The organism is Paenibacillus sp. 01L418, assembly GCF_056400045.1.
In genome coordinates this window covers 32314-45285 of sequence record NZ_JBFTSN010000017.1, presented here as the reverse complement: position 1 = coordinate 45285, position 12972 = coordinate 32314, and the positions used below count along the sequence as shown (strand labels likewise).

The window sequence follows — 12972 nt, the reverse complement described above, 5'->3', positions numbered from 1 at the left end:
AATATGCTCGAGCACTTTAAGCAAAATGGACCAATCCAAATCAGTAGAACGAGGCTGATTTCTAATATCATGAAGAATAGTATGTATTTCATTAATCATGTCGTCTGATAATCTCTCAAGCATTTCCGGAATATCTCGGTAATGAAGATAGAAAGTAACACGATTGATGGTCGCGCGTTCCGCAATACGATTCACCGTTATTTTTTCTAGATCCGTCTCCTGCAGCAAATCTACAAAGGCATCTCGAATTAATTGACGCGTGCGAAGTACACGTGGATCCATTCGCGGTGATGTTGTTGACATAGGTACTCATTTCCTTTCCCTACAAATGATTTAAACGACAAGAATAGTTATTTATGTAGTTTATTCTCGGTATAGACGACAGAATCTGATGATCTGTAAACTAATAAACATTTTCAAAAAATCTGTAGTTTGTAAATTAGGCGCGATGTAATTATAATCTTTTACATTGAGTTTATTATACTACAAAGTGTTTATTAAATTCACGAACAATTTGAAGGGATTGAACATCATGAGTACAAGTTTAGCTTTTGACAGTAATTCAATTAAGAAAGGTCCCTTATTGTTTGTCATGATACTGGGTGCGTTCATCGCAGTTCTGAATCAGACGATAATGAGCGTGGCGCTGCCAGAGTTGATGATTGACTTTAGCATTGAGGCTTCTACAGCGCAGTGGCTGACAACCGGATACATGCTGGTTAACGGGGTACTTATTCCAATCACTGCATTCCTCATGCAGCGTTTTACGACCCGTGAGCTGTTTCAGTCTTCCATGATCATTTTTCTCGTCGGTACGATTGTTTCGGCAGTTGCGCCTAACTTCGACATTTTGCTAACTGGCCGCCTTATTCAAGCCGCTGGAGCGGGGATTATTATGCCGCTGTTAATGAATGTTATTCTGACCGTATTTCCTCCAGATAAGCGCGGAGCTGCCATGGGAATGGTTGGATTGTCTATTATTTTTGCTCCTGCAATTGGACCTGCAGTCGCTGGTTATATCATGGAGCATTATTCATGGCGTACGATGTTTTATGGAATGCTTCCAATTGTCGTCCTCATTATTGTAGTTGCTTATATTTTCCTGAAAAATGTAGCTGAACGAACCTATCCTAAAATTGATATTTTCAGCGTCATTCTGTCAACAGTCGGATTTGGTACCGTTCTTTATGGCTTCAGCAGTGCTGGAAGCAAAGGCTGGTCAAGCGCGGAAGTGATTGCATCGATTGTTATTGGTGTGGTTTCCTTGATTTTGTTTACATGGAGACAGCTGATTTCGAAGGATCCGCTTCTTGATCTAAGAGCGTTTAAATACAGCATGTTTTCTCTTACCACCATTATTAATATTGCTGTAACCATGGTCATGTATGCAGATATGATGCTGCTTCCGCTCTATTTGCAGAGTGCACGTGGATACACCGCTTTGGAGTCAGGGCTGCTTATGCTCCCTGGTGCGCTTCTAATGGGACTTATGATGCCGGTAACAGGAAAGCTATTCGACCGGTTTGGGGCAAAATGGCTGTCCATCATCGGTATGGCTATTACGATCATCACAACCATCGGCTTCGTTAATCTGACCGATTCGACTAGCTATACGTATTTAGTGCTGATGTCCACAGGACGACGCTTCGGTATGGCAATGTTCCTGATGCCAATCACTACGGCGGGTCTGAACCAACTGCCAGCAAGACTAAATGCGCACGGTACTGCAATATCTAACACCATCAAGCAGGTAGCTGGCGCAATAGGTACTTCTCTGCTTGTTACGGTTATGGCTAGCCGGACAAAGGCACATCTTCTAGATATGTCTGCAGCAGGCGACGCGGCTAATTTTTCGAAGGAGCATATTATGATGGAGGCTTCTATTCAAGGTATTAACGATGCGTATCTTGTCATCATTGGAATCGGAGTAGTAGGTCTGGTGCTTTCCTTCTTCATTAAGCGTGTAGGGCAAGCCGAGGAAGTAGAAGAAACTAAAATAGCTCTGAACCGAAAAACAGCTGTTGAGGCGTAAGGAATAACGGTAGTCAAGTTTCCTAAATGTTTGCTCATTACAAATTATTAAGAAGAGCCTCGTGACTACTCACGAGGCTCTTTTTTGGCTTGAAATCATCTAACTGGATTCGCGTAAGCATGCTGTTTTTAAATAAGCAGCAAAGCTCTTAATATTCATCCGGATATGCCGATTATTGCCTTCAAGCTTGCTCATCATAATGCCGCCCTGCATGATGGAAAGGGAGAAGGTAGCCAGCGCCTCTATATCAAGGTCTTCTTTGAACTCACCGCTTTGCACACCTTCGGATATAATTTTTCTTTTGGCTTCCAGCGTACCTTGCAATGCTTGCTGGGCTTTCTCGCGTAGGCCTGGATGACTGTCGTCGCTTTCGATAGCAGTGTTGAGGAGGGGGCAGCCCCCGATGAAGGGAGGCGCTTCAACGACTTTCTCGTATATATTTAAATATGCCAGCAGCTTGCCAGAGGCCGTTTCCTGCTGACTGATTGCATGAGCAAGCTGAGCCCCAACAATACGCCCGGCATAACTAAAGGCTTCATATGCAATCTCATCTTTACTGGAAAAATGACGATAAATGCCGCCTTTCTTAATGCCTGTCAACTCTGTTATATCAGATAAGGATGAGCCCGAATATCCCTTTTGGTTAAAAAGTTCAGCGGCTTTCGTTATGATGTAATGGCGTGTCTTTTCACCTTTCTCCATCGTCATCCCCCTCGTACGTAACTGTATTTGTACACGTAGTATATCAAACGAATTTGCACTCTTGCAAAACATAACATCTATGTTATCATAAAAGATACCGAACGGTATCTTTTATGAGCGGCAGGGGTGAAACGATAATGGGCACAACATGGTTTAAGGAATCCAGCTATGCATGGATTGGATTAGGGTCTCTTTGGATTATTGGATTTATTGGTGCATTGACCAGGTTCAGCATGTCTTTTTTTCAGGTGCAAATAGCAATGGATTTACAGATTAGCAGGGGATTTATTTCGATGGCATGGTCGACTAATTTATTAATTACAGCGATATGCGCTCCTTTGGGTGGCTGGCTTGTAGATCGTTACGGTGCAAAAAGGATATTGTTTATAAGTGCAGTCTTGAGTACCTTGGGTACTGGCGTTGTCGTGTTAGGGAACCAGCCTATCTTGTTTTTCATTGGATATGGTGTAATCTCTGGTTTAGCTGGTATTGGGCTGACGACAAGTTATATATTGATGTTTGAATGGTTTAGGCATCATCGTGCTAAAGCAATGGCACTGCTTGGGAGTGCTTCCTCTGTAGGATTAGCGATTATTACGCCAATTTTCGTATCCGCGGGATGGCTGACTTGGAAGGATGCCTTTATGGCTTCTTTTGCCCTAGGAATAGTTGTGACATTACCTGTTATTTGGCTTGGAATTAAGAGCTCTCAACAGCAAAATATAAATAAAGCTCAAACGGATCATCCAGTAGAGGGCGTAGAGCATGATATACCGCTTAAAGTAACAACATCACCTAAGAAATTTGTCTATCTTCCTATCTTTGTCGTTGTCGCTATTGCGCTGTTTACCTGCGGTATTAATATGGGTTCCGTCGAAATGAACTTGGTAGCTATACATCAGTTGGCAGAAGTGTCACCAAGTATGCTCGCCTTATCCATGAGTATACTTGGCATTATGGAAATTACGGGGGCTCTCATTTGCGGCTATTTTCTAGATCGATACAATAAATTAATGATGATGTCCATATTGTATGGCATACGTATTTTGGGTTTTGTTTTCCTCTTTATGCACTTGGGAAGCTCACCCATTGTATTTGCAATCGCGTTCGGAATTACTTACTTAACCGCAGTACCGGGAGGAATCCTTGTCATTAATGAATTTGCAAAAGGAAAAGGAAAACATACGGGAGTCCTTCTTCTATTCCATCAGGGAGGTGGTATAGTGGGGGCTTTAATTGGAGGCTTATCTTTCGATTATTTTGGGAGTTATCAGAACCTGATTGCCGTTGACATTCTAATCTGTATCCTCGTAACGCTGGGGTACTTCATATTATTTACGACCCATAAACGGAAGCTTCGAATCCCCAATAATAAGGTTGCAGCAAGCAAGGCGCTTTGAATTATTTTAAGGGCAGGTGCGCTTTAAAATTGGCTTTCTAGATGATATGCTGAACCGTAAAGCGGTACTGATGAAAGGATAACGAAATGAAAAGCATATTGTTTAAGTATATGACTAAATTCACGTCTCTTAGCGATGAGGAACAACAGGCTATCGTTGATGACATCCTTATCGAGGAATATAAAAAGGGAACAGTACTCCTTAGACAAGGAGATGTTCCCACAAAGTGTTATTTCGTGCTGAAGGGCATTGTCAGACAGCACTTAATAGATGAAGCGGGAAAAGAGGTTACATCGAATTTTTTCACAGAAGAGCAAGCCGTATCGATTTTTAATCGTCATCAGCAAAATAAGCCGTCCGCGTACACCTTAACTTGCCTTGAAGATTGTATATTGGTGGTTGGGGAGCTCGATGATGAAAAAGGCATGTTCAATAAACACTTACAACTCGAATCAATGGTACGCATAATGGTAGAAGAAAATCTGGGTGAGGTGCAAGATGAGTTGACATCATTCATTGCTTCTGCACCTGAAGAACGCTACAAAGCGCTATTACGAAAAAGGCCTCATCTCGTCGATCGTGTACCCCAACATCAATTGGCAAGCTATCTTGGCATAACGCCAGAGTCATTAAGCAGAATCAAGAAACGGGTCAACACCAGCGATAGTTAAGGAAGCTATTTTTCACTTTTGGGAAGTTTTCCTCCTCTGAGCAGCAGCCAAACTCCAAAGCCTAGCTCTCCTGCAATCATTGGCGCCATAAATACGACATTAAGTACATCAATTACCCCATCGTATTGTGAAAGAAACGTTTTGCTAAGGTGAACGACGATATAGCCTATTGAAGCAAGCAGCAATAAAATGCTGATCACTTTAGGAATACGGTTTGATTTTAAAGCCACATAGCCCACAATGAACAAATGCCCGCCAAAAACGATCAAACCAATAGACCAAATCGATTGGAATGCCTCAAGAAATAGCATCATAAGTGATTGCGTTTGTTCGATGTTGAATGAGACCGACTGGTCTGTATTTTTCGAGAGCAGAAATACAAGAATCAAGTTTAAAATGGCAATACCGAGTATTGTCGTATAGGTAAGACGGAGCCATGCACCTAGCAAGGAAAGGCTTTTATTCAATGGCTCTAGGAACACATAAAAAGCCCAGGTGACTAGAATGTCAGAAATCATAATGATGACCCAGCCAAAGATTTCTCCTTTGAAGAGGTTATTTGATGATACGATGTTGTTGAATGTGGTGCTGGCATCGCCCTCCACAATAAGGCTCCCATGGACAAAGCCATAGGAAAAAAATGAGGCAAGAGTCATGATGATGAGTGAAATGCCAGCCGTTAGAGCAGCAGTTCGCTGATTTGATTTTTCTTGTACGGTGATAGTCATAAGATAGCCTCCTATAGATCCTGTATTGTTTTCATTTTAACTAGGAGGAGTATGACTGGTCATTGACTTAAATCAAGGAAGAGGGATTTTTAAATTCATGAATACGCCTCAAACCTATAATCAATCGGTGGATTACTGGAAGCAATATCAGAAGTTTTTTCCTGAAGAAATGCAGATAAATGAAAACGGATTTCCAAAAGAAGAATGGATGACTTGGAACAATGTTCATATTCATCTGGATCGAATGCCTGCTCCGGATGCAAAATTAAAAATTATTTTCATCCATGGCGCTGGCGGGAATGGCAGATTGCTGGCTCCGTATGCACGAATACTGCAAACATACGGTTACGAAGTCGTATCTCCGGATCTGCCGCCTTATGGCTTAAGCTATACAAAATCGACAAAACAATTAGATTATCAACTTTGGATTGACATCCTTACGGCATTGATTGATGAGGAATTGAAGCAAGACGGTAAACCGATTATCTTGCTGGGTACTAGCATAGGAGGCATGTTAGCTTATCACACCGCTGTACAGAGTAAGAAAGTGAAAGGATTAATAGCAACAACTTTTGTTGATACGAGTGATTCCAGCGTTCGTGATCAATTAGCTCCTAACAAACTCATTAGCCGGTTGGGGAAATTTTCGATGGACAGTTTTCCTAAGCTGTTAGATTCCTTACATATCTCTGTTAATCGTGTATCTCGTATGAAATTAATTACGAACAATGTCGATTTGACCAAGCTTATTATGAATGATGCTCATGCCGCAGGAACGAAGATCCCTTTGCGCTTATTAAGAACGTTCTTAAATATGAAACCTGCAATAAAACCTGAGCATTTTGATGTTTGTCCGGTTTTGCTCGTCCATCCTCAATTGGATCCTATGACTCCGTATAGCTTCAGCAAACCATTTTTTGAAAAAATAAAAAGTAAAAAGGAATATGTAGCTTTAGAAGGGGCAGGCCATTTTCCAATTGAACAACCGGGGCTAGAGCAGATGAATGCTGCGGTGCTTTCTTTTTTGAAAACAATAGAGAACGAATAGTAAGTAGAACATCTATTCATATCGACTTAAAAAAGCCCTTTTGCGTAAAGCAAAAGGGCTGATATACGTTCATATGCTGTACGATTCTATCGCGATGGCGTTTGTCCCTATTTTTCTTGCATGGTTAATAACTTCGATGGAGTCTTCGATAATGCTCCGTATATTGGTAACATTTTTGGAATTTGCGACTAATCCACCGATATAGCAGCCCATGTTTTTGTTGCAGCCAATACTTGAAAAATCAAAGTTTATCATATCATCAATAATAGCTTGGGCAGTTTTTTGGATTTCTTCCTTTCCGGCTTTGGCAAATACAACGAATTCATCGCCATGAGCACGGCCAATGGCTGCCTGACTTAAAAAAGCTTTGATATTAGATTCAATGATTTGAAAACAAGCGACAATGACACGATCACCAACATCAAAGCCAAAATCATCATTGACCTGCTTGAAGTGGCTGATGTCAAATCGAAAAACGGCAATATCATCATTTTCTGCGCATAATTCCGTGATACTAGCAGCTGTTTCCAGAAACATTTCCATATTGGGAATGTTCTTTTTGATTTCATGGACGCTCGTTTGTTCGATTTTTAGCAAATGAACTTGTTTATCCATATTAAACCCTTCCTTCTCCAATATTAAGATGAGTCGATCAATTGCGATTTTCTTCTGTATTTGCTCATTTAAAGCAGAGGTAATCTCAATGCGCTTGCGTATCAACTGGTTAATAATTTTTGAGGTTTCGGTAGGTGCGATTAAAGCTTCCTTGATCTCATGCAGAGAGAATCCAAGATTTTTAAGTATGATGATCCAATTTAAATAATGAGCTTGCTCAGGGTCATAGCAGCGATAGCCAGTGAAAGGGTCGATTTTTGATGGTTTTAGAAGCCCTACCTCATCGTAATGTCGAAGCATTTTCGCGGTAACCTTATTTAATTGTGCGAATTCGCTGATTCTCATTTGGAACATCCTTTCATAGAGTACTCCGGCCGGAATAACTTATCATAAACATAAACCTTACCCTAGCAGGAAAGTCAATATTTACTTATAAAAGGACGTTATTCTGCCGAGGAAGGCACTAATATACAACCACACAAGTGCAAATTTACGATACCAAATTGTACCCTTGCACGATAATTATTAATTTGATAATATTTAGACATCAAATAGTTAGACGTCTAAATATAATGCAATCATATTACTTTATCGTGAGTGTCTCTAAGGAAGGGGTTTACGAATAATGGGAAGAATGAACGAGAAAGTGGCGCTTATCACTGGAGGAGCTTCAGGCATAGGCTTGTCCGCAGCTAACTTGATGGCAAAAGAGGGAGCAAAAGTAGTCATTGCCGACTTTAATGCTGAGGGGGCCAAAGAAGCTGCCGAAAATATTAAAATCCAAGGCGACGAAGCCGTAAGCGTATTTCTTGATGCCGGGGACGAAGTGTCCATTAAGGAAGCAGTTGAATTTACGGTACAACAATATGGTAAAATCACGAGCCTGTTCAACAATGTCGGCTCGACAAACCTGAAGAAGGATATAGATGTTGTTAACGTTGATCTGGATGAGTGGGATCGGCTTATGAATGTTAATTTAAAGAGTGTCTTACTCGGCTGCAGATTCGCTATCCCTCATATGATCCATGCTGGTGGAGGCTCGATTATCAATACAGCTTCTATGGCGGGTTTTCATGGAGATCAAGTTCGGGTTGCATACGGAGCTTCGAAGGCAGGCGTTATAAATCTTACCAAATATATCGCTACCCAATATGGGAAGAATAACATTCGTTGTAATGCAGTAGCATCTGGATTGATTTTGACGCCAGCTGCTAAAAATAATATGCCCTCGGAGGTATTGGATATCTTCGCTAAATATAACGCACTGCCTTATCACGGAGAACCGGATGATATTGGACATACCGTCCTGTTCCTGGCTTCAGATGAATCCAGATTTATTACGGGACAGACGATTCAGGTTGAGGGAGGGCATTATATTGCAAACCCATCCGTCCCTGATTTCGAGCAATATATGAAACTGGCACAGCATCCATGACAGCTGAAGATTGCGACTGAAGCGGCCAGCCAAAATATGCTGACATGAATTATAGAAATTCGCTATGCGGTTTTAATGATAGGAACAAATAGCAGATCAATCAAATTAAGTTAGGAGAATGCGATATGGGGAAATTGGATAATAAAGTAGCAATTATTACTGGCGGGGCATCGGGTATAGGCGAACACATGGTTAATCTGTTTGCACAAGAAGGAGCTATCGTTATTGCCGCAGACATTAATGAGGCAGCTCTTGAACAAGCAAGTCAAAAACAGAATGTTTACGGAATGAAATTGAATGTTGCCTCTGATGATGATTGGCATGCGCTGGCAAAGGATGTTCATGATCGTTTTGGTAAAATTGATATTCTCGTCAACAACGCTGGCATTTCTTCTGAAAAACCATACGAGCAAATCAATATCGAGGATTGGCAGAAAATGCTCTCCATTAATGGGTTTGGCCCATTTGCCGGGATGAAGCATGTCACTCCCTATATGGCAGCCCAAAAGAAAGGCTCCATCGTTAATATTTCTTCGTACACGGCTTTGATCGGCCAAGGCTTTAATCACTATTCAGCCTCTAAGGGTGCAGTTCGCGCGATCTCTAAAGCGGCGGCTACAGCTTTTGGCCGTCAAGGCATCCGGGTAAACGCACTATTTCCTGGGATTATTGAAACACCAATGACACAAGCTTTGAGTACCTCAAAGGACCTGTTAGACCGCTTAATCCAGGCCACACCTCTACAGCGTTTAGGCCAACCTGACGATATTGCTCAAGCAGCGTTGTTCTTAGCTTCTGATGATTCTTCGTATATTACAGGATCTGAGTTAGTAATTGATGGTGGATACTCAGCTCAATAATGTGTAATATGATGACAGCCCTTAATTTTAATTAAGGGCTGTCATTTATGTGCACCAAGGAGGTCTTTATGGAAGAGCAAACCATCTTCAATCTCATACATAACATGGATAAATTCACCAATAAAATGATTATTCAGTGGAACAAGTCATTCAATGAGGACTTAGGTGTTTCTCATGTGCTTGTGCTCGGCCATCTTAAACAAAACGGAAAGAGCAGGCCATCGGACATTGCAAAAATATTAGGGCTTACCCCGCCTACGCTTAGTTATTTATCGGAAAAACTTGTCGCCAAGAAATTAGTCGTCAGATTAATGGATGAGTCTGATCGTCGAATTATTTATTTGGGCATTACCGACAAAGGTGCAGATATTCTTAAAAGAGCACAGCTGGAGGGGCAACGGCTGCGTACAAATCTATTAGACAAATTGACTGAGCAGGAGCGGGAGCAGCTAGCCAACCTGTATAGTAAGCTGAATAAAGAGGACTAGATTTTCTGTATACGCAAGATTGTGGTTGCGGTGAATAGTACTGGTGTTTGTTAAAAAGAGGATAGGTAAAGCTTTGTAGCTACCTATTATTTAAAATATGCCTAAGACTGTCCAAAGGACGGTCTTAGGCATGTTCTTGTTTATGCTTATTTCTTTAATTGTAGCAAATTGATAATGATAGTTACTGCTTCGGCTCTTGTTGCCGTATCGTTGGGCACAAATAGGTTGCCGCTGCGTCCGCTTATGATTCCCAATTCCTTCACTGCGGCTACTGAACCTTTTGCCCATGCTGGAATTTGGCTATCATCAGCAAAATTTGTCACTGTAGCAGCTGTTGTATCTGCTTTAGCAGCTCTAGCCATCATAACCGCTAATTCTGACCGAGATATGCTCGCTGCTGGACGGAAGCTGCCGTCTTCATAGCCATTTACAATCTTCGCTTCGGATGCTTGCGCAATGGTCTTCTGAGCCCATTCTGCAATAGGATCTGTGAAGCTCAGTTTTGTATCATTATCGGCAGGTTTTAGCGCATTCATCAGCATAACTGCAAATTCAGCGCGTGTTACTGTAGCATTTGGTTTAAACGTTCCGTCGCTATAACCTTTGACGATCCCTTTGCTTACCGCTTGTTTAATCTGAGCTTCCGCCCAATGTCCTGTAGTATCACTAAAGTTGGACGAGTCTGATACTGGCAATCCCGTTGCTTGGTCTACAACGAGTACAGCATACTTCGTAAAGTGATCAACCTCTACAGCAATATGGCTGCCGTTAATTTTGCCGCCATTAACCTTCACCCATTCCTTCTTCACTTCATCAAAGTAGAAGATTGCGACCGTTTGATTACTGTTCAGTTTGGCTGAATCGAATGCAAACGTCAAAGTAACGGGTTTATTGAAGTTTTCAGGGAAGTTTTTTAGAACCTCATAGATCGAGCTCGCGAGAATCTCATGTTTGCTAAGCAGATTTTGAGAATTTAATACTTTCTCAATTGTTAATTTTAGCTCCTTGTTACTAGCACTGGCTGGAATGGTTATAATGAGCTCATTGTCCAATCTAACCTCGCCGGCTCTTCCAATAGGAAGCGTTAGGCTCCCATTCGTGGAGATGACTGGTTCGGAGCTGTTGCTTGAACCACCGCCGTTATTTCCATTGTCTACTGTACCATTGTCTTGAGCAGCTCTTGTTATCGTTGCTGTATATTTAGTTCCAGTGCCGTCCTGAGCAATGACGAATAGTTCAATCCGATTGCTGCCTACATTAAGGGGAAGCTCACTGCTTGTTTCTCCATTTGCTAAGCTAATCGGACCTGCTACAAGTACATTGGCACTATTGTATACACTTGCTGTCACAGTGCCATACGTTGAATCACTGACCGTAGCTGATATGGTAATGTTGGACAAAGAGTTAGGCACATTGCCCGTATAGGCGTATACATTTTCGCTTACCGTTTGATCTAATGTCACATTGCTTAAGGTTAATGTTTTCAAGCTTGCACTAGAGCTCAATGTTCTAAAATCAACCTCATTACCATAGCTTACTCCAATTTCATTTATCACATATGCACGTGCATAATAGATTGTAGCGGATTGAAGTCCTGTGAGATGAACAGAAAAGGCTTCTGTCCCATCTAATTCAGCTGCGGATTTTCCATCTATTACAGTAGGATTCGGATGAGTGGAGTATACGATTCCCCGTTCGGCAACCTCGCCGCCACCATCTGAAGTTACTGTTCCTCCTGCGACAGCCGACATAGAGTTGATTTGACTTACCTCTAGGTCCGTTTCAACAGTTGCAGGCTGAATAGAGGAAGCTACAAAACGGTAAGTATTGGAGTAAGTTGTATAACCATCGTCATTCATAGCTTCAACTTTCCAATAATAGGTTGTTCCTTCTTTTAACTCTATTTCGAATTCCTTCATATCTAAGTTGTTTTCTGCGATATGTTCAATACTCCACCCAGAATTAAATTCAGGATCATTACCTAAAATGAATTCATACGAAACGGCATTGGCAGCAGTCTCCCACTGGAAAGTTGGAGATAGGGAAGCGAATGTACCATCTGCTGGACCTATGAGGTGGGTATAACCCGGAAACAGTTCATTATTCAATAAAATCGGCTCATACTGAGCATGACGAATCATTGTATAGCTGCCTTGATCATCCGGAATAAATTGAATGGCTTGCTTCTCAGTCAGGCTCTTCTCTCTCAGAGAATACGTTACATAGTCGCCAATGTCACTTTCTTGTATTCCGATTAAGGCACTTGAACCAAATGATTTATTAGCTAAACTGATTCTGATTTCTTTATCGTCTGAATTGGTGGCCATAAGATTAGGGTATTGCAGTTGAATAACATTAGTAGATTCATATAAGATGACTTGGAAGGTTCCGAAGGGGTTCATATTAGAGTTGCAACAAAAGCGCATATTCGTATATTGTAATACAAATTTCCGATTTGGTGCTTCTCCAATCGTTTTGTAGAGGACTGTACCATCCAGCTCTAGCGAAAGATCAGCCAAAAAAGCTGTAATATAATGATTGGGACTCTCCAAAGGCAGTTCTTCTAAGCTTTCAGGTGTTCCGAAATCATTGGTAGGATTGTTGAACATGAGGAGGCCGTTGGTATTAGCATAAACCTGTTCATTTTTTGTCCCGTAGAAATCAAACGAAAATCCAATAGGAATAGCTCCGGACACACCATCATCCCAATCATCAAAGTCTATCTTGGTTGCATCCTCATAAATGGACTCAATAGGTTGATTCACAGGTAATACACTAGCAGCGTAAGCTTCTGAAGAATGTAGGGTAGACCCCCAACTTACCATAACCACAAAAGCTAAACCTAGCAATAAACCTTTACGTATGTTCTTGACTATCCGCACGTTTTACTTCCCCTTTTCCCATTTCAAAATGATTGGCGGCTCTAAACTTACGCAGTTCTCCCGCATCATTTAACGCCACTATCAAATATAAATTATTATTCAAGTTACAAA

The 12972-nt window shown here is 41.4% G+C and carries 12 protein-coding genes; 7 read left to right on the top strand and 5 right to left on the bottom strand.

Annotated elements, in window-relative coordinates; genetic code table 11:
- A partial coding sequence (locus tag AC1DSE_RS04365) for a TetR/AcrR family transcriptional regulator (RefSeq protein ID WP_477527434.1) occupies positions 1 to 303 on the bottom strand: 303 nt, incomplete at its 3' end.
- 229 nt (positions 304 to 532) lie between these two features.
- Here AC1DSE_RS04365 and AC1DSE_RS04360 point away from each other — a divergent pair.
- Positions 533 to 2032 carry a DHA2 family efflux MFS transporter permease subunit gene (locus AC1DSE_RS04360; RefSeq protein ID WP_477509585.1) on the top strand — a complete coding sequence of 500 codons (1500 nt, stop codon included), beginning with the start codon at positions 533 to 535 and terminating at the stop codon, positions 2030 to 2032.
- 99 nt (positions 2033 to 2131) lie between these two features.
- Here the strand turns inward: AC1DSE_RS04360 and AC1DSE_RS04355 are convergent, their stop codons facing one another.
- Positions 2132 to 2734, bottom strand: a complete 603-nt coding sequence (locus AC1DSE_RS04355) for a TetR/AcrR family transcriptional regulator (RefSeq protein ID WP_441878217.1) — start codon at positions 2732 to 2734, stop codon at positions 2132 to 2134.
- Between the two features lie 137 nt (positions 2735 to 2871).
- On the opposite strand from AC1DSE_RS04355, the gene AC1DSE_RS04350 reads away from it, so the two are divergent.
- Together AC1DSE_RS04350 and AC1DSE_RS04345 are read left to right on the top strand one after the other, a co-directional pair.
- Positions 2872 to 4134, top strand: coding sequence for an MFS transporter (locus tag AC1DSE_RS04350; protein WP_477527433.1), 1263 nt, complete (start codon positions 2872 to 2874; stop codon positions 4132 to 4134).
- 86 nt (positions 4135 to 4220) lie between these two features.
- A complete protein-coding gene (locus AC1DSE_RS04345) occupies positions 4221 to 4805 on the top strand; it encodes a Crp/Fnr family transcriptional regulator (RefSeq protein WP_441878222.1) in 585 nt (194 codons plus the stop codon).
- 5 nt (positions 4806 to 4810) lie between these two features.
- Here AC1DSE_RS04345 and AC1DSE_RS04340 read toward each other — a convergent pair whose 3' ends face one another.
- A complete protein-coding gene (locus AC1DSE_RS04340; RefSeq protein WP_477509583.1) occupies positions 4811 to 5533 on the bottom strand; it encodes a DUF4386 domain-containing protein in 723 nt (240 codons plus the stop codon).
- Between the two features lie 97 nt (positions 5534 to 5630).
- Here AC1DSE_RS04340 and AC1DSE_RS04335 point away from each other — a divergent pair, with 97 nt between their 5' ends.
- Positions 5631 to 6581 (top strand): alpha/beta hydrolase, encoded by a 951-nt coding sequence (locus AC1DSE_RS04335; protein ID WP_477509582.1) that lies wholly within the window; start codon positions 5631 to 5633, stop codon positions 6579 to 6581.
- 69 nt (positions 6582 to 6650) lie between these two features.
- On the opposite strand, the gene AC1DSE_RS04330 is transcribed toward AC1DSE_RS04335, so the two are convergent.
- Positions 6651 to 7541: a diguanylate cyclase domain-containing protein gene (locus AC1DSE_RS04330; RefSeq protein WP_441878228.1), complete on the bottom strand. Its 891-nt coding sequence runs from the start codon at positions 7539 to 7541 to the stop codon at positions 6651 to 6653.
- 280 nt (positions 7542 to 7821) lie between these two features.
- Between AC1DSE_RS04330 and AC1DSE_RS04325 the strand changes: the two genes are divergently transcribed.
- The 3 genes from AC1DSE_RS04325 to AC1DSE_RS04315 all read left to right on the top strand — a co-directional run bounded on the left by AC1DSE_RS04325 (position 7822) and on the right by AC1DSE_RS04315 (position 9979).
- On the top strand, positions 7822 to 8631 hold the full coding sequence (locus AC1DSE_RS04325; protein WP_477509581.1) for an SDR family NAD(P)-dependent oxidoreductase: 810 nt from the start codon (positions 7822 to 7824) through the stop codon (positions 8629 to 8631).
- Between the two features lie 125 nt (positions 8632 to 8756).
- Complete coding sequence (locus tag AC1DSE_RS04320) at positions 8757 to 9491, top strand: SDR family NAD(P)-dependent oxidoreductase (protein ID WP_477509580.1); 735 nt, start codon at positions 8757 to 8759, stop codon at positions 9489 to 9491.
- A gap of 68 nt (positions 9492 to 9559) precedes the next feature.
- Positions 9560 to 9979, top strand: a complete 420-nt coding sequence (locus AC1DSE_RS04315) for a MarR family winged helix-turn-helix transcriptional regulator (RefSeq protein ID WP_339205714.1) — start codon at positions 9560 to 9562, stop codon at positions 9977 to 9979.
- A gap of 146 nt (positions 9980 to 10125) precedes the next feature.
- Here AC1DSE_RS04315 and AC1DSE_RS04310 read toward each other — a convergent pair whose 3' ends face one another.
- Positions 10126 to 12744: an S-layer homology domain-containing protein gene (locus AC1DSE_RS04310; protein ID WP_477509579.1), complete on the bottom strand. Its 2619-nt coding sequence runs from the start codon at positions 12742 to 12744 to the stop codon at positions 10126 to 10128.
- Positions 12745 to 12972 lie beyond the last annotated feature (228 nt).